General features: G+C 59.4%; 18 protein-coding genes. 6 read left to right on the top strand and 12 right to left on the bottom strand.

Annotation, left to right across the window (positions count from 1 at the left end):
• Nucleotides 1-24: 24 nt before the first annotated feature.
• The 8 genes from IEW17_RS08150 to IEW17_RS08115 all read right to left on the bottom strand — a co-directional run bounded on the left by IEW17_RS08150 (nucleotide 25) and on the right by IEW17_RS08115 (nucleotide 8,339).
• A complete protein-coding gene (locus IEW17_RS08150; protein WP_188561541.1) occupies nucleotides 25-858 on the bottom strand; it encodes an enoyl-ACP reductase FabI in 834 nt (277 codons plus the stop codon).
• Nucleotides 859-967: 109 nt separating this feature from the next.
• Entirely contained in the window at nucleotides 968-2,638 is a 1,671-nt protein-coding gene (recN, locus tag IEW17_RS08145; protein ID WP_188561540.1) for a DNA repair protein RecN, read from the bottom strand.
• Nucleotides 2,639-2,788: 150 nt separating this feature from the next.
• The gene (gene porD / locus IEW17_RS08140) at nucleotides 2,789-3,709 is read right to left on the bottom strand and encodes a type IX secretion system protein PorD (RefSeq protein ID WP_188561539.1); all 921 of its coding nucleotides are present in this window, start codon (nucleotides 3,707-3,709) and stop codon (nucleotides 2,789-2,791) included.
• An 8-nt stretch (nucleotides 3,710-3,717) separates the two neighbouring features.
• Nucleotides 3,718-4,368: a phosphopantothenoylcysteine decarboxylase domain-containing protein gene (locus IEW17_RS08135; protein ID WP_188561538.1), complete on the bottom strand. Its 651-nt coding sequence runs from the start codon at nucleotides 4,366-4,368 to the stop codon at nucleotides 3,718-3,720.
• Between the two features lie 142 nt (nucleotides 4,369-4,510).
• On the bottom strand, nucleotides 4,511-5,107 hold the full coding sequence (locus IEW17_RS08130; RefSeq protein WP_188561537.1) for a flavoprotein: 597 nt from the start codon (nucleotides 5,105-5,107) through the stop codon (nucleotides 4,511-4,513).
• A gap of 158 nt (nucleotides 5,108-5,265) precedes the next feature.
• A complete protein-coding gene (locus IEW17_RS08125) occupies nucleotides 5,266-5,613 on the bottom strand; it encodes a DNA-directed RNA polymerase subunit omega (RefSeq protein ID WP_188561536.1) in 348 nt (115 codons plus the stop codon).
• Nucleotides 5,614-5,633: 20 nt separating this feature from the next.
• Nucleotides 5,634-6,464 carry an outer membrane protein assembly factor BamD gene (locus IEW17_RS08120; protein ID WP_188561535.1) on the bottom strand — a complete coding sequence of 277 codons (831 nt, stop codon included), beginning with the start codon at nucleotides 6,462-6,464 and terminating at the stop codon, nucleotides 5,634-5,636.
• 105 nt (nucleotides 6,465-6,569) lie between these two features.
• Nucleotides 6,570-8,339: an OstA-like protein gene (locus IEW17_RS08115; protein ID WP_188561534.1), complete on the bottom strand. Its 1,770-nt coding sequence runs from the start codon at nucleotides 8,337-8,339 to the stop codon at nucleotides 6,570-6,572.
• 87 nt (nucleotides 8,340-8,426) lie between these two features.
• Here IEW17_RS08115 and tilS point away from each other — a divergent pair, with 87 nt between their 5' ends.
• The 3 genes from tilS (at nucleotide 8,427) to IEW17_RS08100 (ending at nucleotide 11,421) form a co-directional block, all read left to right on the top strand.
• Entirely contained in the window at nucleotides 8,427-9,758 is a 1,332-nt protein-coding gene (gene tilS / locus IEW17_RS08110; RefSeq protein WP_188561533.1) for a tRNA lysidine(34) synthetase TilS, read from the top strand.
• A gap of 114 nt (nucleotides 9,759-9,872) precedes the next feature.
• A complete protein-coding gene (mdh, locus tag IEW17_RS08105) occupies nucleotides 9,873-10,811 on the top strand; it encodes a malate dehydrogenase (RefSeq protein WP_188561532.1) in 939 nt (312 codons plus the stop codon).
• A gap of 205 nt (nucleotides 10,812-11,016) precedes the next feature.
• The gene (locus tag IEW17_RS08100; RefSeq protein WP_188561531.1) at nucleotides 11,017-11,421 is read left to right on the top strand and encodes a hypothetical protein; all 405 of its coding nucleotides are present in this window, start codon (nucleotides 11,017-11,019) and stop codon (nucleotides 11,419-11,421) included.
• 3 nt (nucleotides 11,422-11,424) lie between these two features.
• Here the strand turns inward: IEW17_RS08100 and IEW17_RS08095 are convergent, their stop codons facing one another.
• The 3 genes from IEW17_RS08095 to mutL all read right to left on the bottom strand — a co-directional run bounded on the left by IEW17_RS08095 (nucleotide 11,425) and on the right by mutL (nucleotide 15,395).
• Nucleotides 11,425-12,342 (bottom strand): rhomboid family intramembrane serine protease, encoded by a 918-nt coding sequence (locus IEW17_RS08095; protein WP_188561530.1) that lies wholly within the window; start codon nucleotides 12,340-12,342, stop codon nucleotides 11,425-11,427.
• A 79-nt stretch (nucleotides 12,343-12,421) separates the two neighbouring features.
• The gene (locus tag IEW17_RS08090; RefSeq protein WP_188561529.1) at nucleotides 12,422-13,210 is read right to left on the bottom strand and encodes a rhomboid family intramembrane serine protease; all 789 of its coding nucleotides are present in this window, start codon (nucleotides 13,208-13,210) and stop codon (nucleotides 12,422-12,424) included.
• A 124-nt stretch (nucleotides 13,211-13,334) separates the two neighbouring features.
• The gene (gene mutL, locus IEW17_RS08085) at nucleotides 13,335-15,395 is read right to left on the bottom strand and encodes a DNA mismatch repair endonuclease MutL (protein ID WP_188561528.1); all 2,061 of its coding nucleotides are present in this window, start codon (nucleotides 15,393-15,395) and stop codon (nucleotides 13,335-13,337) included.
• A 290-nt stretch (nucleotides 15,396-15,685) separates the two neighbouring features.
• Between mutL and IEW17_RS08080 the strand changes: the two genes are divergently transcribed.
• The 3 genes from IEW17_RS08080 to bshA all read left to right on the top strand — a co-directional run bounded on the left by IEW17_RS08080 (nucleotide 15,686) and on the right by bshA (nucleotide 20,793).
• On the top strand, nucleotides 15,686-18,685 hold the full coding sequence (locus IEW17_RS08080; protein ID WP_229748878.1) for a serine hydrolase domain-containing protein: 3,000 nt from the start codon (nucleotides 15,686-15,688) through the stop codon (nucleotides 18,683-18,685).
• A gap of 66 nt (nucleotides 18,686-18,751) precedes the next feature.
• Nucleotides 18,752-19,477: an outer membrane beta-barrel protein gene (locus tag IEW17_RS08075; protein WP_229748877.1), complete on the top strand. Its 726-nt coding sequence runs from the start codon at nucleotides 18,752-18,754 to the stop codon at nucleotides 19,475-19,477.
• A 179-nt stretch (nucleotides 19,478-19,656) separates the two neighbouring features.
• Complete coding sequence (bshA, locus tag IEW17_RS08070; protein ID WP_188561526.1) at nucleotides 19,657-20,793, top strand: N-acetyl-alpha-D-glucosaminyl L-malate synthase BshA; 1,137 nt, start codon at nucleotides 19,657-19,659, stop codon at nucleotides 20,791-20,793.
• Nucleotides 20,794-20,827: 34 nt separating this feature from the next.
• On the opposite strand, the gene IEW17_RS08065 is transcribed toward bshA, so the two are convergent.
• A complete protein-coding gene (locus IEW17_RS08065) occupies nucleotides 20,828-21,364 on the bottom strand; it encodes a DUF7935 family protein (RefSeq protein ID WP_188561525.1) in 537 nt (178 codons plus the stop codon).
• Nucleotides 21,365-21,503: the final 139 nt, after the last annotated feature.

The raw sequence follows: 21,503 nt of genomic DNA, 5'->3' as shown, positions 1-21,503 counted from the left end.
TTTTTCTTTTCAACAATCTACCGCCTACTCCTGCGAAGCGCTGGCTGCTTTGGTCATCATATCCACAATCTCAGCCGAGATGCCGGTGGTGCTGAAGCCGCCGTCGTGCATCAGGTTTTGCATGGTCACGTAGCGGGTGAGGTCCGAGAACAGCGAGATGCAGTAGTCGGCGCAGGCTTCGGCCGGGGCGTTGCCCAAGGGCGACATCATGTCGGCAAAGTTATAAAACGCGTCGAAGCCGGTGATGCCGGTGCCGGCGGTGGTCTTGGTCGGCGACTGCGACACGGTGTTCACGCGCACCTTTTTCAGCTTGCCGAAACGCTGGCCGTAGCTGCGGGCAATGCTTTCGAGCATGGCCTTGGCCTGGGTCATGTCGGTATAGTCGAGGAAGGCGCGCTGGGCCGCGATGTAGCTCAGGGCCACAATGCTGCCCCACTCGTTCATGGCGTCCTGCTTCTCGGCCACGGCCATCATCTTGTGAAACGACATTGCCGACACGTCAATCGTCTGCTGGAAGAATTTGTAGTCCAGCTCGCCGTAGTGCTTCTTTTTGCGGATGTTGGCGCTCATGCCAATGCTGTGCAGCACAAAGTCAATCTTACCCCCCAGCTTTTCCTGCGCGCCCGAAAACAGCGCTTCCAACTCTTCCGTCGACGTGGCATCGGCCGGAATAATCGGCGCGTTGCACTCCTCGCTCAGCTTGTTGATTTCGCCCATGCGCATGGCCAGCGGCGCGTTGGTGAGCACGAAGCGGGCACCTTCGGCGTGCGCCCGCTGGGCCACTTTCCAGGCAATGGAATGTTCGTTGAGCGCGCCGGAAATGATGCCGACTTTGCCGGCGAGGAGGTTGTTAGCCATTGATTGACTGAGTAATTGAGTAACGAAGTGAAGGCAGCCGGCCGCTAGACCAGCTTGAATTGCAGCGCAAGTTAACAATTCACTCAGTCACTCCGCCGCTCAGCCACTCTTACGCCGCCACCTCGCCTCGTAGCGCCAGCAGCTCACGGGCACTCTGGTAGGCGTTTTCGCTGGGCTTGGCCCCCGCAATCATGTGCGCGATTTCCTTGATGCGGTCGTCCTGGTTCAGCTCGCGGATGCAGCTTACCGTGCGGTCGGCGCGGTCTTCCTTGTACACGAAGTAGTGCACATCGCCGGCCGCCGCCATTTGGGGCAGGTGCGAAATAGCCACGAGCTGATGCTTCTGGGCCATCTGCTGCATCATGCGGCCCACCTTCACGGCTATTTCGCCCGAAATCCCGGTATCAATTTCGTCGAATACGATGGTAGGCAGCGCGGTTTTATCCGCCAGCATGTACTTGATGCACAGCATCAGGCGCGAAAACTCGCCCCCCGAAGCCGCCTTGCTTAGCGTCTGAGGCTGGGCGCCCTTATTAGCGGTAAAAAGGATGCTTACCACATCAGTCCCACTGGTAGCGGGCGCGCCGGTGCTGTGCTGCACCACAATGCGCGCGTGCGGCATCCCGAGGTCGGCCAGCAACGCGCCCAGCTGCTTCTCGAAGTGTGGGAACGACTTACGGCGGCTCTCCGAGAGCTTAGCGGCCTGCTTGGTCACGGAAGCCAACGCCGCGTCCGAATCCTTGCGCAGGCGGGTTATTTCCTTGTCCAGGCTCAATACTGAGCTTACCTTCTGGCGCAACTCGTCGCGCACGGCCATCAGTGCCTGCAGGTCGCGGGCCTGGTGCTTGCGCTGGAGCGTGTAGAGCACGTTGAGGCGGTCCTGCAATTCCTCAGCACGGGCGGGGTCGCCTTCGGTACGGCGCTCAGCGGTTTCTACCTCGTCGGCAATGTCGTGCAGCTCAATCAGGCAGCTGTCGAGGCGCTCACGCAGCTCGCGGAAGTTGTCGGCGTAGCTGGCCACCTGGCCCAGCAAGCTCACGGCCTCCTTCATATTGCCGGTGGCACAGCTTTCGCTGTCGCGCAAGCCGTGCAGCGCCTGGTTCAGCTTATACTTGATTTCCTCGGCGTGCTCCAGCTGCTTTATCTCCTGCTCCAGGGCGTCCTGGTCTTCGGTATCGAGGCGGGCCTCTTCCAACTCATTCAGCAGGAAGCTATTGTAGTCCAGCTCCTTGCTGGCCTGTGCCGCCTGGCTTTCCAGGGTTTGGAGGTCAGCCTCCAGCTTACGGTACTGCCGGAAGGCGTGGCTGTACATCGTGCGCTGCGGCACCAGGCCGGCGTACAAGTCCAGCAGGTTCAGCTGAAATACGCCGTCGCCCAGCAGCAGCGTGTCGTGCTGCGAGTGAATATCCATCAGGTTGGCCCCGATTTTCCGCAGGGCTTCCAGCGTCACCGGCGTGTCGTTCACGAAGGCCCGCGACTTGCCGTTCGGACTGATTTCGCGCCGCAGAATGCAGTGCGTGTCGTAGTCCAAATCTTCCGCTTCGAAAATATCCTGCAGCTGGTAATTAGCAATATTGAACTGGCCCTCAATCACGCATTTGCGCTCGGTATCGAACAGCATGCGCGAGTCGGCGCGGTTGCCCAGCAACAGGCCAATAGCGCCCAGCATGATGGATTTACCCGCCCCGGTTTCACCCGTAATTATATTGAGCAGCGGCGACGGACGCAATTCTAATTGCTCAATCAGCGCGTAATTTTTAATGCGTAAATCGACTAACATATTTTTAATTGGGTCGTCGGATAAAATTTTTGCTCGTCATGCTGAGCGCAGCCGAAGCATCTCTACCTCAGGAGTAACTAATTAATTCTGCAACGAAGCAGTAGAGATGCTTCGACAAGCTCAGCATGACGTTCTTTTTATTCTAGAATTCTATTTAAGCACCGCTTGATATTTCGCCGAATTTCCAGGGTCTACTTCGGTCAGCATTGTCACGAGTTGCTGCTTTTGCTGCACGTCCTGGCTGGTGCGGAAGATATTGGCAATTTCGTCGGACTTGGCATCGAAAAAGGCGCGGGCAAACAGGGTGCCGGGGCGAATAAGAGCCGCTTTCTGCACGCCGGTCAGCGCCGTCATCACCGAGGCGCGGGCCTGTTCCGGCTTTTCAATAAATAAGTCCATGCCTTGGCGATAGTAGCCGTAGAGGCCCGTGCGGAAGGCCTCAAGCTGCGGGTCGGTGATATTGTCGAGCAGGAAGTGGCGTTCGCGCGAGCCAGTGCCGCGCCAGCCTTCGTCGGCTTCGTTGGTCTGGGTCTGGCCGGCCGAATAGTTGACCACGTTGCGGGCCAGCTCATAATACGGAGTGCCGCCCAGCCGAGCAAACGTGTCGCAGTCGAGGCCGATAACAATGTAGGCGTAGTAGCCCAGCAGCGACGACAGGTTGGAAACGAAGCTGTTAGGCGAAAAATCCAACGGGTTTTGCGACGAGTAGTTGAAGTTGAAGCTGCGGTCAACGATACTGATGACGTTGGTATCGTAGCCGGTGCCGTACACCGGGCGCGTCGAAATCAGGCGCATGGTGGCATTATAGGTGCCGTTCTGCGGGATGCCGGTGATGCCGATAAACACTTTTAATCGAATCCGTTCCTCGGGCCGGTAGGTCTGGGTAGTCCAGGCGCGGTTGTTGAGAAACGTGCGAATGTCGTTCTGCATCTGCGTGACGATGGTGGGGTCCGAGATGGTCACGTTCTCGGTCGAAACCCGCACTTCGGCCAGCAATTCCTGGGCGTGAGCAGCGGGGCCGGTTAATAGCAGGGATGCGCAAATCGGCAGGGCCGCAAGTAGTTTTCGCAAAAGAAGCATCAGGCAGTTGGGGCCCGGCGGGCCAGAATCAGGCTAACCAGTCCGCGGGCCACGTCGGCTTTAGACTGCAACTCAAAATTAACGATTTGACCGGCCGCATCCAGCACCGTCACCTTGTTGGTGTCGTGGCCGAAGCCCGCGCCCACATCGCGCAGCGAATTGAGCACGATAAGGTCGAAGTTTTTTCGATGCAGCTTGTCCTGGGCGTGGGCCAGCTCGTTCGTCGTCTCCAACGCAAAACCGACCGCAAATTGTTCAGCGCGCTTGCACTGCCCGAGCGTGGCGGCAATATCCACGTTTTTTACCAGCTCCAGGGTCAGCGTTTCGCCCGATTTTTTAATTTTGTCGGTCACCACCTGAACCGGCCGGTAATCGGCCACGGCCGCCGCAAAAACCCACACATCAGCCGCCTCAGCCACCTTCGCAGCCTCGGCAAACATCTCCGCCGCCGTTTCCACCCGCACCGTGCGGATGCGGGCGCTGGCCGGGTCCGGTAGCTGGCTGGGGCCGCTGATGAGCGTCACGTTTGCGCCCTGCGCCACGAAGGCTTCGGCCAGCGCGTAGCCCATCTTGCCCGTCGAACGGTTGCCAAGAAAGCGAACGGGGTCAATGGGCTCGTAGGTAGGACCAGCAGTGAGGAGAACGTGCATTTATTGTTAATCGGGAAGGGTAAAATCGCAGAACGTCATGCTGAGCGTAGCCGAAGCATCTCTACCGCGCAACTAATTCAACTGATTATAACGAAGCGGTAGAGATGCTTCGACAAGCTCGGCATGACCGTTTTTTTTAGCTTCACTGATTGCCAAAAAACGCCTCCAGCTCCGCCACAATATCCTCCGGCTCCAGCATGCGGCCGGGGCCGCTGAGGCCGCTGGCCAGCTCACCGCTGGGCGAATCAAACACATGGTTGCCGAAGGAGCGTAGCCGCGCCAGATTCTGCGTTACGGCGGGATGAGCAAACATATCCACGTCCATAGCCGGGGCCAGAAACACCGGGCAGCGGGCCGACAAATACACGGCGCAGAGCAAATTGGGGCATAAACCGGTGGCAAGCTGGCCGATGGTATTGGCGCTGGCCGGCGCAATCAGCAGGGCATCGGCCCACAAACCCAGGTCTACATGGTTGTGCCATTCGCCAGCGGCGGCATCACGCAAAAAGCCCGTCAGAACGGGCTTTTTGGAGAGCGTGCCCAACGTGAGCGGCGTGACGAACGCGGCGGCGGCTTCGGTGAGAATGACCTGCACTTCGGCGCCGGCCTTCACCAGCTGGCGCGTGAGCGGCGCGGCTTTGTAGGCCGCAATGCTGGCGCTCACGCCCAGCAGGATGCGGCGGCCGGCAAGTGCGTTTTGCGTGGTCAGCGGCTTGGTATCAGGTGTTGGTTCCGGCATAAAAACGCTGCTATTTTTTGCGCATAACAAGGGCGTCATGCTGAGCGAAGCCGAAGCATCCTTACCGCAATAGTAACTAATTACTTACGCGGTAGAGATGCTTCGGCTTCGCTCAGCATGACGCCCTTGCTTAACTTGTCCGATAGTCGGAAGAATGCTTAGAACAGCTCGCGGGGCACCGGAACTTCCTCCGGCTCGGGCGTGGAGTAGGCAATTTTGCCCTGCAGGAACTCCTCAATGGCGAGGCTGGTGGGCTTGGGCATGCGCTCGTAATGCTTGGAAACCTCGATTTGCTCGCGGTTTTCGAACACTTCCTCCAGGTTATCCACGGTGGAGGCGAACTCGGCCAAACGGTCGTTCAGCTCTTCTTTCAGCTTAATCGACAGTTGGTTGGCACGCTTCGAAATCACGGCGATGGCCTCGTACACGTTACCGTTGTCGCTGGTGATGTCGGCCACGTTGCGCGTAATGATGGAGCTCGACGGAGTGTTGGGATTAGGTTTCATGGGCTGAATTAATGACAAAATTAGTTGGATGCCGCAGCGGGCGAAACTTTCAGCTTGACGATTTCGGCTTGGCTGACGTCGTACATATCCTGGGCGGCTTTTATATTTCTACTTTTGGGATACGCATCCAGGTACTGCTGGTAGAAGCTCACCGCTCCCAGAAAACGCTCCCGCTGTTTCGATTCAACGCTTTCCTGAGCCCAGGCATATTGAGCCGTGAGACGCAGAAAAGCCGCCTGCTCGGCAAAGGCCGAGGCCGGGTACTGCTGCTGGAAGTTGGTGAGAGCCACTACCGCAGCTTGGTTATAGCGCAACTGAAAGTAGAGCTTCGCGCTTTCAAAAGCCTTGTTTTCCAGCTTCTTCTGGAGCTCCTGCGACATATTGTCGGTTTCGTCCTTGAATTTGCTGGTCGGAAAGCGGTTCAGGAAATCCTGAATAGACTCAAGCGCCGAAACCGTGTTGGTCTGGTCAAGCTCAAAGCCCGGCGAGTCGAGAAACAACGACTTGGCGTGCAAGTAAGAAGCTTCTTCGCCGTACTCCGAATTGGGATACGTGTCGGTAAACGACTTAAAATAGAACGCGCTCAGCACGTAGTTGCGCTGCTTGTAGTTCGTGTTGGCGAAGTAAAACTGGGCCTTCTCGGCCTCGGGCCGGCCCTTGAGCAGTGGAATCAGGTCTTCGAGCAGGGTTCCGGCCCGGAAGAAGTCGCCTTTTTCGTAATACTTTACGGCAGCTTCGTACTTTTTATTGACGTCGGTGCTTTTCAGCAACTTTTGGTAGCCACTGGCGCACGAGCCCAGAATGAGCGTACTAACGAGCAGAAACAGAACCGTGAGGCGGGAAATCGGCATAAGGGGTGCAAAGGTAACGATTTGAGCCGGCGAAGACAAACCGGCGGCCGCTGGCAACGCGGCCATCCGGCAGCAAGAGCGCCAACGGGCACTCAAAGGTTGCAGCTAACGGCGGGGAGCCGGCGCGGCGGCGGGCTTTGGCGCTGTTGCTTTGGGCACTATTTTTTTGGCAGGAGCTTTTGCGGGCACGGCTCTCGGCTTCGAGCTGGGTTTGGCCGTCTTGCTTTTGGTCGTAGCCTTAGTGGCCTTTCTCACGGCTTTTCGCTTCTTCGGCCGGTCGTCGAACTGCTTGCCCAACACCTGGCGGCGGGTGGGCCGTTCCTTGGCCCGCCACTGAAAACCCTTAAGCCGTTCGTCGTCGGGCTTGAGCTCGTGGGGCGGGATAAACTTGGCTTCGGGATTGGTGAGGACCGATATTTTATTCAGCTTGCTCTCCACGAACAGCAGGCGCATGTTGGCCGACAGCATCCGGTTCATGCCGGTGGTGGCGGTGTCGTTGTCGAGCGCGTAAAAGATGCTTTCGGCGTTGCCCAACACGTCCACCCGCCGGAGCTTGTTGTCGCGGAAGTAGGCCATCATGTTGCGGCCCTTAGTCTGATTGAAGTTCAGCAGCGTGTCTTGGTCCACGGCAAACGCGTTGGCCTGCAGGCGCATCTCGTCAATCTTACCGCGCTTCGAGCGGATTTGAATGGAGTCGGCCGACAGCTGGTTTTTAGCCTGCCACAGCACCGGGTTGCGGTTCATGTAGATAATACTGTCCTGCCGGTCGTAAGTCAGCGAATCGCACACGCCCTGCATCATGCCCCGAAAAATCTGCACCCTGGGGTAGGCGTACAGCACGGTGCGCGTGGTGGTTTGGCCGGGCCGGGCTTCCATGCTGATGAGCGTGTCGGCGGCCATGTACAGCGTGTCGTTGCCGCTGATGTTGCGCACCACCGGCCGGCCGCCGTAGAGCTTAGTGCGGCCCAGGCCCCGCCAGTACTTGCCGGCATCGCCGCGCAGGGTCAGGTTGTCCTTTTTCGAAATCAGCGAGACGTGCCCGTTGGCCACGCCGTACTGCCTGGTTTCATCATACACCAGCCGGTCGCCGCCCAGCAGGTAGTTGGGCGTGTCAATCTTGGCGTTTTGCCTAAAGTTCGATACCCGGGTCCGAGTGTTGTAGGTGCCGCCCTCGGCATAGAGGTTGCCCGATTTTCCCTTGATGCGGGTGGGGCCGTTGAAGTAGGCAATTTTGCTGACCGTGTTATAGCGCAGCGTGTCGTTGTTCAGTTCCGAATCGGGCGTAACGAGGTGCACATTGCGCTTGAAAACGAATACCTTGGAGTTGGTATCGTAGTAGCCCTGCTGGCTATCGAGGGTGTTTTGCGGGTCGGTGAGGTGGCCGGTTTCGGTGTAGGAGGCCGTTTTACGGTTCAGGTCGTAGTCGAGCGAAGGCGTGGTCAGAGTCATGCGCGGGTCGCGCATCACCACGTTGCCCACCATACGGGCAGTGCGCTTATCACCGTCATAAAAGCCCTTATCGCCGGTAATGGTCATCGTATCGCTCTGCAGCACCCGCACGTTGCTGAACGCCTCCACCTGGTTGCGGTCAAGGTATTGGTAGGCCGAATCGCAGTACAGAAACACGTCGTCCTGCTGAAAGCTGACGTTGCCGAGCAGCTTGCGGATTTTCACCCCGGCAAAATCGCCGCCCACCAGCTCACCGGCCGTCAGCAGCTTGATGGGCGAGCCTTTGCCCTTGGGCGGCACCGTAGCCGGCGGGCGCGGCGCGGCATCTGCGGGCACCGGCACCACCGGCTGCGCACCCGGACGCTGGGCCTGCCCAAGCAGCGGCGAGAGCAGCAGCAAAAGAAAAAAGACGCGGAACAAGGTCATTCGTGGCCTAAAGGTAAGGACGGGGTCCGCGCTAACGGCCATCTTTGCGGTGTAGTACCTGCCGGGCACCTGGCCCCTCCTATTCTTATGCTTGATACCGTTCGCCATTTTATTGAAGAGCACGCGCTTTTCTCCCTAGCAAACGACCCCATTCTGGTTGCCGTGAGCGGCGGCCTCGATTCGGTGGTGCTGCTCGATGTGCTGCACCGCCTGGGCGCGCAGGTGGCGGTGGCGCACTGCCACTTCGGCCTGCGCGGCGAAGAAGCCGATGCCGATGAGCAGTTTGTGCGCAAGCTGGCCAAGCAGTACGGCCTCCCCTACTTCGCCGAGTTTTTCCAAACCAAGGAATTTGCCGAGCAGGAAGGTATTTCGACTCAGATGGCCGCCCGCCTGCTGCGCTACCGCTGGTTCGAGCAGGTGCGGGTGGCCCAGGACCTGGCCTACATCGCCACGGCCCACCACCAACGCGACCAGGCCGAAACCATGATTCTGAACCTGACGCACGGCACCGGGCTGGCCGGGCTGCACGGCATTCAGGTAAAAAACGGCCCCGTCATCCGGCCGCTGCTGTGCCTGGGCCGCGATGACCTGCACGACTACCTGGTAGCGCGCGGCCTGAAGTGGCGCGAAGACGCCAGCAACGACAGCCCCGTGTACCAGCGCAACCTGCTGCGCCACGAGGTGCTGCCCGTGCTGCGCGAAATCAACCCCAACCTGGACGAAACCATGCACGGCACGGCCGAGCGCGTGGGCGGGGCCGAGGAGATTGTGCGCCGCTACGTGGCCGATACCGCCGCCCAGGCCCGCCGCGACGACGCCGAGGTCACCTACCTCAACATCGCCACCCTGCAAAAAACGGCCGCCACGGCCCTGGTGCTGCACGAGATTCTGCGGCCCTTCGGCTTTGCCTGGCTGATGGTTAAGGACATCGTGGCCGCCTTCCCCGGCGAGTCGGGCCGGCGGTTCGACTCGCCCACGCACCGGCTGGTGAAGGACCGGGACAACCTGGTTATCACCCCGCGCCGGCTCACGCAATTCGGCACCTTTCAACTGGCCGAGAGCCAAACCGACCTCCTCGCCGACGGCATGCGCCTGCGGGCCGAATTGCACGACGATGCCCGGCACTTCATCATCCCGCGCTCGAAAAGCACCGCTGCGCTCGACGCCGATAAAATAAAATTCCCGCTCACGCTGCGCAAATGGCAGGAAGGCGACTGGTTTATGCCGCTCGGCATGAAGGGCAAAAAGCTGCTCAGCGACTTTCTCATCGACCAGAAAGTGCCGCTCAACCTAAAAGATGACGTGCGCGTGTTGACGTCGGCCGACGGCAAAATCTGCTGGGTGGTGGGCTGGCGCGTCGACGACCGGTTCAAGGTAGAAGAAGCTACCGCACGTGTGCTCACCGTGCAACGGATGTAGCCGAAGCCCAAATGTATCAACCGTCCTAGAAAAACACAGACTTTCTACCGGCGCAATCTTTGGTTCGGTCTTACTTTTACGGCCGATACCGTTTTTTCATTCAACTCTCCTCCCATGAAAGTTACCGTAGTCGGAGCCGGCAACGTTGGCGCAACTTGCGCTGATGTGCTCGCCACCCGTGAAATTGCCAACGAAATTGTTCTGGTTGACATCAAAGAAGGTGTTGCCCAAGGCAAAGCCCTCGATATCTGGCAGAAAGCCCCCATCCTCGGCTACGACTCGCGCACCGTGGGCGTGACCAGCGACTATGCCCGCACGGCGGGCTCCGACGTGGTGGTGATTACGTCGGGCCTGCCCCGCAAGCCCGGCATGACCCGCGACGACCTGATTTCGGTGAACGCCGGCATCGTGAAGTCGGTGACCGAGCAGGTAGTGGCCCACTCCCCCAACGCCATTATCATCATCGTGAGCAACCCGCTCGACGTGATGACCTACCAGGCCCACCTCACGGCCAAGCTGCCCCGCGAAAAAGTATTCGGCATGGCCGGCATCCTCGACACGGCCCGCTACCGCGCCTTTTTGGCCGAGGCCCTGAACGTGAGCCCGAAAGATATTCAAGCGGTGCTCATGGGCGGCCACGGCGATACCATGGTACCCCTGCCCCGCTACACCACCGTGGGCGGCATTCCCGTGACCGAACTCATCGGCAAAGCCGAGCTCGATGCCATTGTGGAACGCACCAAGAACGGCGGCGGCGAGCTGGTGAAGCTCATGGGTACGTCGGCCTGGTACGCGCCCGGCGCGGCCGCGGCCCAAATGGTGGAAGCCATCGTGCGCGACCAGCGCCGGGTATTCCCCGTGTGCCTGGAGCTGCAGGGCGAGTACGGCATCAACGGCGTGTACCTCGGTACCCCGGTCATCCTCGGCAAAAACGGCGTGGAGCGCGTGATTGAATTGCAGCTCAACGACGACGAAAAAGCCCTGCTCGAAACCTCGCGCGGCCACGTGAAAGAGGTGATGGAAGCGCTGGACAAAATGACGGCCGTTGCATAATTTCTGATTGAGACAAAAAATAGCCGGCTCCTCACAGGACCGGCTATTTTTATGTAACTGGATTTATCTCACATTCAATAAAACGGCCCGATTCGGAACCCGATTGAGCCGTTGCAGCGTGGACGCAACTGCCCGGTTCATTCCTTTAGTTTGCTACAAATGTTGCCTACCTTGCAGTGCTGGCACACTACCCGATTTTACGTCCATGAAAAAAGAGGTCACCAATTTGTTTGATAAAGTTTATCTAACCATCGAATTTGATGAGGCCAACAAGTGGATATATACTAACTGGATAGGCGTTCTGCATACCGAAAAAGTTATTCAGGGCTGCCAGGCTACACTCGAATTTTTGCGGGAAAAACCCTGCCCGCTCATGCTGAATGATAACCGCGAGGTGGTAGGCTCATGGAACTCGGCCAACGACTGGATTGCCCAAAACTGGATGCCGCAGGCGCTGGCCATGGGCCTGAAGCGCTTTGCCCACATCGTTTCGCCGGGCATATTCGGCCAGGCCTCGGCCGCCGAAATGATAACCCGGGTGGGCAGTCAATTTGAGATGCGCCTTTTCGAGGACATGGAGATGGCTAAAGCCTGGCTGCGCGAGGCGTAGCTCCTACTGCTGGCTGGCCCGAAACAGCTTCTGCTTTTCATCCTTGGAAAGACTCTCGTAGCCGGAGCGCGAAATCTTTTCCAGAATAGTATCAATCTCATCCTGCAGGGGCTGGCCCGGCACGGCGGGCTTCTTGCCGCTGCTGGCGGCCGTGGCAGCCACCGGCTCGGGCCGACGCGTAGTGCTGCTCACGCGCATGGCGAGGCGGCGCGTGGTGAGGTTGCTGAACCAGTTGCCCACGGCCTGCACCGGGCGGCCCAGGTCGCGGCCGGCTTGCAGCTGCTTGATGAAGAGGAAGCCCAGCAGCGCCCCACCCAGGTGGGCAATTTCACCGCCAGTGTTGCCGCTGTTGATGCCAGCCAGCGAAATGAGCACCACGGCCGCCGCAATCCACTTAATCTTGACCGGGCCGATTATAATTATCGTAAACGTGTAGTCGGGTAGCAGCGTGGCAGCCGCCACAATGATAGCCGTGACGGCACCCGACGCCCCCAGTACCGACTGCCCGGCCGCAGCGGCGGGCTGCAGCACCGGAATCAGGTTGTAGGCCAGCAGGAACACAGCGGCTCCCGCCAAGGCGCCCAAAATGTAGAGGCTCACCAAGCGGCGGTCGCCGAGGTATTCACGCAGCAATTGACCGAACCAGTACAGGTTCAGCATGTTGAACAGAATATGAAAGAAGCCCTGGTGGGTGAAGGCGTAGGTCAGCACCGTCCAGGGGTGGCGGACCAGCACGCCCAGGTTGGCCGACAGCTCCAGCTGCCGCATTACCAATAGCTGCACCGTCGGGGCCTGCGATAAGTAGGTAATTGCCTCAAGCAGCACCACTGCCGCAAACACCAGCACATTCAGCAGAATGAGTTGGATGAGGGCGTTGTCGCGGCGGCTAAAGGCGGTGCGGATATCCTGAACGATGCTCATTGCACGAATTAAACGGATTATACGAATTTGGCCAGGCTACAGGTGGCCGGGCGGCGTAGATAATTTGGGTAACAATCAACTAGTAAAAACGCTCCCGGCCCCGCTCCCAAATCTTGACTACAATGAAACCAACAAGCAGACCACCGAGGTGGGCAAAGTGGGCCACGTTATCGTCGGGCGAGGGGTTGATGCCTTTATACAGTTCATAAAGAGCATAAGCAAAAACAAGGTATTTGGCTGCAATCGGTACGGGAATGGGAAAAATCATCATCTTACTATTCGGGAACAAATACGCAAACGCGAACAGTATCCCGAACACGGCACCAGATGCTCCTAACATTCCTACTCCCCGGCGGCTATTCGACACAATTGCGTCGATGGTGGCGGTAGCCGAAGCGACATATTCGGTATTTTCCGGATTGCGGGTCATGGCTAAGGCCAACGGCGCGTATCTCTCGTCGCCGGGCATATTGTCACGGTAGAATTCAGCAAATGTTGCGCCGGAAGGATGTGTTCTAAACTCCTGTTGGGAAGCCTCCAATTTACTAATTTCAAAATACTTAACTCCCTCATAAAGCACACCGGCCCCTACTCCACAAATCAGCCAGAACACCAGAAACCGTTGTCCTCCCCAGCGTTGCTCAAGTAATGGGCCGAAAGAAATCAGGGCGAACATATTGAACAAAATGTGGAAGAAGCCACCATGTAGGAACATGTAGGTCAAGAACTGCCAGGGGTAGAAGTACGGCGAACCGATGGGATACAAGCTGCCCACTTGCGTGAGCAGGGGCAATAAACTGATTTGGGCTAAAAAGAAAGCGGCGTTGGCAATAAGCAAATTGCGAACAACGGGAGTCAGGTTGAACATGGATGGTCGGTAACGCCAGCAAGCCGCTGGTTAATCAGCGAACAACACGCCGGCGGGCATATTGATAAAAAGTGCGTGCAAAGCTAGTGGCCCGCACGGGGGAGCAAAGGACCAACGGGTGGCGCTACTTACGGAAAAAGTCGGCCAGCTGCTGACCATCGAGCAGCACGAGAGTTTTACGGCCGTCAGGGGTGTAGCCGGGCACCTGGCAGGCAAAGAGGCGGTCGGCCAGGGCGCTTAGCTCGGCTTCGGGGAGGCGGGCGGTGGCCGTGCCGGCGGCCACGCGGCGGGCCAGGGCTCGGGCCAGGCTCTCGCTGCGGTCGAGTTTGAGTGGGCCCGCGGCGGTGCGAAACTGTTCGATGAGGCTTTCTAACAGGTCTTTTTCATCCTGAACAGGCATGCCGGCCGGAATGGCTTCCACCGCAATGGTATTCGGTCCAAATTCGGCGAAGATGAAACCCAGCGCGTGCAGCGGCTCGGTGAGCTCGCGCAGCACGGCAAAATCGACGGGCGAAAACGTGACCGTGCGCGGAAAAAGCAAGGTTTGCGACGAGCCCACGGCGCGGGCCAGCTCCTGCCGGTACTGCTCGTAGAGAATCCGCTCGCGGGCGGCTTCCTGGTCAATCAGCAGCACGCCCGATTTCACGGGCACCAGCACGAAGCGCTGCTGCACCTGCACGGCGCGGCTACCCGAGCCACCCTCACGGGCGGGGCTTGGGCGGCCCGGCACTGGCTCCGGCGTGGTGAGGCCCAACGACAAATCAGCGGTACTGGCGGGCTCGCGCCGAAGGGCTGCTTCACTGGCATCGGCGACCGGGGCCGTAGCGAAGCTGCGCGCCGTCACTTCATCAATGGCAGCGTCGTCGCGCACGGGCTGGCCCAGCTCGCGGTAAAAAGCTTCCAGCTCGCGGCGGGCCTGCTCGTTGGGGCGCGGCGGCAGCGGCCGCTCGTAGCCGTCGCGCCGGGTATCGGACTGGAAATTACTGAAGCCCGAGCTGCTGCCCCCGGGCCGGCCGGAACCCGAAACCGCCGATGCTAAAGCGTCGGGACGGTAGCTGTCGGCACTGGCCGCGGCACGAGCGGCGGGCGTGATGACGGGCAGGTGGTCGTCGGGCTCGCCGGTGCTTCTGCCGGCCCGGAGCGGGCGGATGGGCGCAAAGTTCACATCACCGTCGAAATCCAGCGAGGGCGCGATGTTGTGCAGGCCCAGGCTTTGCTTCACGGCGGCCCGCACCACGGCGTACACGGTTTTCTCGTCCTCGAACTTGATTTCCGTCTTGGTGGGGTGCACGTTGATGTCGATGGCCTTGGGGTCGAGCTCCAGAAACAGCACGTAGAACGGGTGCGTATCGCGGGCCAGCAGGCCTTCGTAGGCCGCCAGCACGGCGTGGTTGAGGTAAGCCGAACGGATAAAGCGGTTGTTGACGAAGAAAAACTGGTCGCCCCGGCTTTTCTTCGATGACTCCGGCTTGCCCACGAAACCGCGCACCGAAATGGAGTGCGTCACTTCCTCGCAGGCTGCCAGCTGCTCCTTGTAGCCGTTGCCGAGCAGCGCTACAATGCGCTGGCTGAGCTTACCGGCGGGCAGGCCAAACACTTCAAGCTCGTTTTGGTAGAGCGAAAAAGCAATCTGCGGGTTAGCCAGCGCTACGTGCTGAAACTCATCGAGAATATGCCGCATTTCGACGGCGTTGCTCTTGAGGAAGTTGCGCCGGGCGGGCACGTTGAAGAACAGGTTCTTGACGGCGATGCTAGTGCCATCGGGGCAGGCCGTGGGCTGCTGGCTGGTCACCTGCGAACCCTCTACCAGCAGCAGGCTGCCGGTATCGTGCTCGCGCTGCTTGGTCCGGATTTCCACTTGGGCCACGGCCGCGATGCTGGCCAGGGCCTCGCCGCGGAAGCCCAGGGTGCGGATGCGAAATAAATCTTCGGTGCTGCGAATTTTGCTGGTGGCGTGGCGCTCCAGGCTCATGCGGGCATCGGTGGGCGACATGCCGGCCCCGTTGTCGACGACCTGCACGAGCTGCTTACCAGCCTCTTTCACAATGAGTTGCACCTGCGTGGCCCCGGCATCGACGGCATTTTCCAGCAGCTCCTTCACCACCGAAGCGGGGCGCTGCACCACCTCGCCGGCCGCAATCTGGTTGGCGAGGTATTCGGGGAGCAAATGAATGATATCGGGCATCTTTTGGAGTCAGGGAGCGACGGGTGAAAAGCGGGCAGCAAGGAGCTAACCAGCACGTAAACAAGTGGAAACGCACCGGATACTAACCAGAAACTCCCCGCGTTTCAAACCCGCGCCGGGGTTTTCTGCGTAGCTTTGTGGCTAAATAGCGGAGTTACGGCACAAATTTTCACGGCTCACGCCGTGCTTGTTTTGCTCCGCCGTCGGCCACATTTGGAACCACCAAACCTGGCTGGCGGGTTCCGCCATTACCCACGACAAAAGTACGGCCCCCGCGGCCCGTTTGCCTCTTGAACCAACCCACCACCCCCACGGGGCTGATGCGCATTCCTTTCCGGTTAGGCTTCGCAGCCTTGCTGTTGGCCACAGGATTGCTGCTGTCGTTTTCTGAAGTAAAAAAACTGCCGGCCGACCCCATGCCGACCTCGCCGGCCGAAGTGGCCTGGGTCGACAGCGTATTCAACTCGCTCACCCCCGAGCAGCGCCTGGGCCAACTGTTTATGGTGGCCGCTTACTCCAACAAGGACCGCAGCCACGTCGAGCGCATTGAGCGCCAGGTGCGCAACCAAAACATTGGCGGGGTGATGTTTATGCAGGGCGGCCCCAAGCGGCAAGCCCTCATGACCAACCGCTTGCAGGCCGCCGCCAAGGTGCCCCTGCTCATTGCCATGGACGCCGAATGGGGCCTCGATATGCGCCTCGACTCGTCGGCGCATTTCGCCAAACAGATGACCCTGGGGGCCATGGACGACCCCAAGTACGTGTACCAGATGGGCCGCAACATCGCCCGCAAAATGCGCGCGCTGGGCGTGCACGTCGACTTTGCGCCGGTGCTCGATGTGAACTCCAACCCCGGCAACCCGGTGATTGGCAACCGCTCGTTTGGCGAGGACCAGGTGCAGGTGGGCAAGCTCGGCATCCAATACATCAAGGGCCTGCAGGATAGCCGCGTGATGGCGGTGGCCAAGCACTTCCCCGGCCACGGCGATACCGACACCGACTCGCACGTGTCGCTGCCGGTCATCAACACCGACATGGCCCGGCTCACGAAAGTGGACTTGGTGCCCTTCCAGCAGTCGTTTGAGGCAGGGGTGATGGGCGTGATTGTGGCCCACCTATACATGCCGCTTTTCGACACGACTAATGCTAAGACCACCACGCTGTCGCACGCGTTGGTGACGGATTTGCTGAAGGACAAGATGGGCTTTAAAGGCCTTGTATTCACCGACGCGCTGAATATGAAGAGCGTGAGCCGGCTGTACAAAGACGGCGAACTGGATGCCATGGCGCTGGCGGCTGGCAACGACGTGCTGCTGTTTTCGGAAGACGTGCCGTCGGCCCTGCTCCGCATTCGGGAGGCCGTGGCGGCGGGCAAGCTGAAGCAGGAAGATTTGGACCTGCGCATTCGTAAGATTCTGCGGGCCAAGTATTGGGCGGGACTGGCCGACTACAAGCCGACCAACCTGGCGACTCTGCGCGACAGCCTGAATACGCCCGACACGAAAGTGCTGGCTCAGAATATTTTTGAGCATGCCGTGACGGTGGTTAGAAACGACGATAATCTCCTGCCTTTCCAGCGGCTTGATACGCTGCGCATCGCGGCCATTACCATTGGTACCCAGGCTGAGGGACCGTACGCGACCATCTTCAACAAATACCAGCCTGGGCCGGTGTACGCCGTACCCAACCGCTACGCCGACGACAGCACATTTGCCCGCATCAGCAGCCGCCTGCAGGGCTACAACGTGGTGGTGGTGAGCCTGCACAACATGAATAACACGCCCAGCCACAACTACGGCCTGGGCGATGGGGCGCTGAAATTCATCAAGCAGCTCGAAGCCAATCCCCGCCTCAAAACGGTGGTGGTGGCCATGGGCAATGCGTATTCGCTGAAGTTTCTGGAAAGCGCCCGTACCCTGGTTTGCGGCTACGAAGACCATTACGCGGCGCAGCTGGTGGTGCCACAGGTACTATTTGGCGCGTTGCCGGCGCGGGGCAAGCTGCCGGTCACGGTGTCGCCCAACATGAAGGTGAGCGATGGCTTGGCTACGCTCGACCTGCACCGCCTGCGCTACGCCACCCCCGAAAGCGAAGGCCTGAGTTCCCGCGTACTGGCCCAGATTGACAACATTGCCCTGGAGAGCCAGACCTACGCCGCCGCCCCCGGCTGCCAGGTGCTGGTGGCGAAAAACGGCACCGTGGTGTTCGACCAGAGCTACGGCTATTGCACCTACGACCAGAGCCAACCCGTAACCAGCAACACGCTCTACGACTTGGCCTCGGTGACCAAAGTGGCCGGCACCCTCCAGGCCGTGATGTACCTCAAAGACCAGAACCGGTTGAACCTGGAGGAAAAAGTGGCTACTTACCTGCCTGAATTGGCCCGTACCAACAAGCGCGACATGACCATTCGCGATGTGCTGCTGCACCAGGCTGGCCTCAAGCCGGGCATTCCTACCTGGGAGCGCACCATTAACAGCAATGGTTTGAAGCCGACTTTCTACGCCAGCACTCGCTCTGATAATTTCCCTAACGAGGTGGTGCCCGGCGAGTACAGCACGAAAGCCGCCGATGACTCGGTGTGGGCCTGGACGATGCGCTCCAGCCTGCTGCCCAAAATCAAGGGCAAGTACCCCACTGAGTATTCGGACCTGAGTTTTATGGTGATGAAGCGGGTGTGCGAGAAAATTCTTAAGCAACCCATCGAGAACTTTCTGCAGGACAATTTTTACCGTCCACTGGGCCTGGGCAGTATGACGTATAACCCGTTGCAGCGCTTTCCCAAAAGCTGCATTGCCCCTACCGAAAACGACACGTACTATCGCCGGGAGCAGTTGCAAGGCACGGTGCACGACCAAACCGCGGCCCTGGTCGGTGGCGTGGGTGGCCACGCTGGCCTATTTGCCACCGCCAACGACCTGGCCGTGCTGATGCAGATGAACCTGCAAAACGGCCGCTACGGCGGCACCCGCTACTTCCAGTCGGCTGTCGTGACCGAATTTGCCCGCCCGCAGGGTGGTGGCAGCCGTCGCGGCCTGGGCTGGGACCACGGCGACCCCAGCAAGCCCACCGGCCCCACCAGCAACTTGGCACCGGCCAGCACCTTTGGCCACACCGGCTTCACGGGCACCTGCGTGTGGATGGACCCCGATAACGGCATCCTCTACATCTTCCTCTCCAACCGCGTGTACCCCGATGCCGGCAACAACAAGCTGCGCCAATACAATATCCGCACGCGGATTCAGGAGGTGATTTACAAGTCGTTGGCGGCGGGGAAGCTAAAAGAATAAGCCCCGCGCAACGTTCAGGCGGGACGGGCGGTCAGAGTGGCATTGTTCACCTAATCGTCTTTCCCGATGGCTCGCTTTTACCTTTTGCTTTTTACTGTGCTGCTGAGTGCCGCTTCCGCTGCGGCCCAACCCACTTTCCGGCTGGGCCTGCGTGGCGGCCTCAATCGGGCCACTTCCACGGTAGAGCCGGCCAGTACTTCCCCAAGCTCCCAGTATTATTATTCGGCCAGCAAGTCGGCTATTTACGCCTGGCAGGCGGGCGCGGTGCTGGAGGTGGCCTTTCGTCGGTTTGCGTTGCAGCCAGCCCTGGTATTTTCGCAAAAAGGTGAGCAGTTTAGTGCCGCTACTTATGTTAGTGGTGTCGCAGGCATGAGTGGCACAGCAATGTCCACGGTCAACCGCTACAACTGGTTGGAGTTGCCGGTGAACGTGGTGTACACCCTGCACGGCTTCCAGGTGTTCGCGGGGCCCTATGTGGCGCTGGGTGTAGGCGGCCGGCAGCGCGGCACCATCTCAGGCTTTTCGCCCTTTGTCCGATTTGCCTCCCAAAGCACTGACGAAAAGGTAGCTTATGGCCCCGATTCCAATAACCGCCGCCTGGATGCGGGCGTTAATTTTGGGATTGGCTACCGGCGAGGCCCGGTTCAGGTGCAACTCGGCTGCAGCCTGGGGCTACGGAACCTGCACCAGAACAGTGCTGACCAGGTCTACGACCACGGGCACAACTTCTACCAGGATGCCGCTTACAACCGCGTGGTGCAGTTGACGGGCACTTATTTTTTCAAGCTGTAGTCCCGTCAAGCAATTAATCAGGGGCCTACTGAATTGCATGTGCGCAGATTCCAATGGATGGCACCGCGCAACGATGTTGCGCTTGCGTTGTATTTAGCAAGAATACTGCTCCGGCGCCAACATCGCTGACCAATTCCGGTTACGCAGAACGCGCGGCAGCTTTTCGCGTTACTTCCTTTATGAATATCGGTATCGTTTGTTACCCCACGTTTGGCGGCTCTGGCGTGGTGGCCACGGAACTGGGCAAGGCCCTGGCCCAACGTGGCCACCGCGTGCATTTCATCACCTACAGCCAGCCCGTACGGCTCGATTTCTTCAACGAAAACCTCTTTTATCACGAGGTATATGTGCCGGCGTACCCGCTTTTCCAGTTTCCGCCCTACGAGCTGGCGCTGACCAGCAAGATGGTCGACATCGTGCAGAACGAGAAGCTCGACGTGTTGCACGTGCACTACGCCATTCCGCACGCCTCGGCGGCCTACATGGCCAAGCAGATTTTGCGTGCCCGCGGCATCCAGATTCCGGTGGTGACCACGCTGCACGGCACCGATATTACCCTGGTGGGCAAGGATGCCAGCTTCGAGCCGGTGGTTACGTTCAGCATCAACCAGAGCGACGGCGTAACGTCGGTTTCGGATGACTTGCGGCGCGAAACTTACCAGTACTTTGCCATCGAGAAGGACATCACTGTCATTCCCAACTTCATCGACCTGAACCGCTTCAAAAAGCAGGAAAAAAGCCATTTCCGGGCTGCTATTGCCCCCGAGGGCGAGAAGCTGCTCATTCATACCAGCAACTTCCGCACCGTGAAACGGGTGGAAGACGTGCTGCGCATTTTCGTGGGCGTGCGGGAGCAGATTCCGGCCAAGCTGTTGCTGGTGGGCGACGGCCCCGACCGCAACCGCATGGAGAAAATGGCCCGCGACCTCGACGTGCACCGCGACCTGCGCTTCCTGGGCAAGCTCGAAGCCGTGGAGGAAGTGCTCAGCGTGGGCGACTTGTTCCTGATGCCTTCGGAAAATGAGAGCTTCGGCCTCGCCGCCCTCGAAGCCATGGCCTGCGAGGTGCCCGTGGTGAGCACCAACGCCGGCGGCATCCCCGAGCTCAACGTGCACGGTGTAACCGGGATGCTGAGCGAAATCGGGGACGTGGCCGACATGGTGAAAAATGCCCTCTACGTACTGGACGATGCGAACCTACCCCGCTTCAAAGCCGCCGCCCGCGCCCGCGCCGAGGAGTTTGACGTAGAATACATTGTGCCACGCTACGAGGAATGCTACAGGCGCGCTATTGAAGCAGTGGCAGTGGCCGTGTAAGCGCCCTTTGTCATTGCAAGGCGCACCCACTACCTTAAAACAGCCCGGCGGCCTCGTTCTTCACCACGGCCAGCGCCTGCGCGGTGGGCTCGGCCCCGTCCAGCATCAGGCCTTCGAGAATGCGCTTGGCTAGCTCGGTGCCGCGCGCCTGACCGGGGTTGGGCAGGCCGTGGAAAGCGCGGTTAACCATGGTCAGCACGTTTTCCTTGGCCTCTTTTACCAACGTCCAGGCATCGCCCGAAATGTAGAGCTGCTGCGAGAGATTATGCTCGTATTCGGCCCGGATTTCCTGTTGCAACAAGCGGTGAAAATCGGGCGCGGTGGAGCCGGCGCTGCTCAGACGCACGAGGATGTTGTTGGGCGAAATGCGCTCCAGAAACAGCACGATGCGCTCGTAGGCCTGCAGGCGCAGCGGCAGTGTGGCTTTGCTGCTTTCTAAGCGCATTTCAATCAGGCGGCGCTGTTGCTCCCGGTCCAGAAACTGCCGGAACAGCAGGTAGATGGCCCCAGCCACGATGAGCGCGGGCAGGGTAATCTTGAGCAGGTCGAAGAAATAGGTAGTCGAATCCATTTAGAAGGCAGGCTTTCGCTGACCAGTTAACGGGTAGTTGTCATGGTATCGGCGGCAAGCAAAAGCTTACCGCACTTCGGGCAAATTTACGCCGTGAACCGCCGGCCCCCAACTGCTGTTTGCTCCCTGATAGCGGCGT

It is taken from the genome of Hymenobacter frigidus, assembly GCF_014640435.1.
Classification (GTDB): Bacteria; Bacteroidota; Bacteroidia; order Cytophagales; family Hymenobacteraceae; genus Hymenobacter; species Hymenobacter frigidus.
Note: the sequence above shows the minus strand (reverse complement) of the source record. Positions and strands in the feature narration are given on the sequence as shown.

Excerpts from the sequence above, each read along its gene's own strand:
- IEW17_RS08125 (WP_188561536.1), bottom strand. The coding sequence starts at position 5,613 with ATGAAACCTAATCCCAACACTCCGTCGAGCTCCATCATTACGCGCAAC.
- bshA (WP_188561526.1), top strand. The coding sequence starts at position 19,657 with ATGAATATCGGTATCGTTTGTTACCCCACGTTTGGCGGCTCTGGCGTG.
- IEW17_RS08065 (WP_188561525.1), bottom strand. The coding sequence starts at position 21,364 with ATGGATTCGACTACCTATTTCTTCGACCTGCTCAAGATTACCCTGCCC.
- IEW17_RS08100 (WP_188561531.1), top strand. The coding sequence starts at position 11,017 with ATGAAAAAAGAGGTCACCAATTTGTTTGATAAAGTTTATCTAACCATC.
- recN (WP_188561540.1), bottom strand. The coding sequence starts at position 2,638 with ATGTTAGTCGATTTACGCATTAAAAATTACGCGCTGATTGAGCAATTA.
- IEW17_RS08130 (WP_188561537.1), bottom strand. The coding sequence starts at position 5,107 with ATGCCGGAACCAACACCTGATACCAAGCCGCTGACCACGCAAAACGCA.
- IEW17_RS08075 (WP_229748877.1), top strand. The coding sequence starts at position 18,752 with ATGGCTCGCTTTTACCTTTTGCTTTTTACTGTGCTGCTGAGTGCCGCT.
- tilS (WP_188561533.1), top strand. The coding sequence starts at position 8,427 with ATGCTTGATACCGTTCGCCATTTTATTGAAGAGCACGCGCTTTTCTCC.
- IEW17_RS08120 (WP_188561535.1), bottom strand. The coding sequence starts at position 6,464 with ATGCCGATTTCCCGCCTCACGGTTCTGTTTCTGCTCGTTAGTACGCTC.
- IEW17_RS08115 (WP_188561534.1), bottom strand. The coding sequence starts at position 8,339 with ATGACCTTGTTCCGCGTCTTTTTTCTTTTGCTGCTGCTCTCGCCGCTG.
- mdh (WP_188561532.1), top strand. The coding sequence starts at position 9,873 with ATGAAAGTTACCGTAGTCGGAGCCGGCAACGTTGGCGCAACTTGCGCT.
- IEW17_RS08135 (WP_188561538.1), bottom strand. The coding sequence starts at position 4,368 with ATGCACGTTCTCCTCACTGCTGGTCCTACCTACGAGCCCATTGACCCC.
- mutL (WP_188561528.1), bottom strand. The coding sequence starts at position 15,395 with ATGCCCGATATCATTCATTTGCTCCCCGAATACCTCGCCAACCAGATT.
- IEW17_RS08095 (WP_188561530.1), bottom strand. The coding sequence starts at position 12,342 with ATGAGCATCGTTCAGGATATCCGCACCGCCTTTAGCCGCCGCGACAAC.
- IEW17_RS08150 (WP_188561541.1), bottom strand. The coding sequence starts at position 858 with ATGGCTAACAACCTCCTCGCCGGCAAAGTCGGCATCATTTCCGGCGCG.
- IEW17_RS08090 (WP_188561529.1), bottom strand. The coding sequence starts at position 13,210 with ATGTTCAACCTGACTCCCGTTGTTCGCAATTTGCTTATTGCCAACGCC.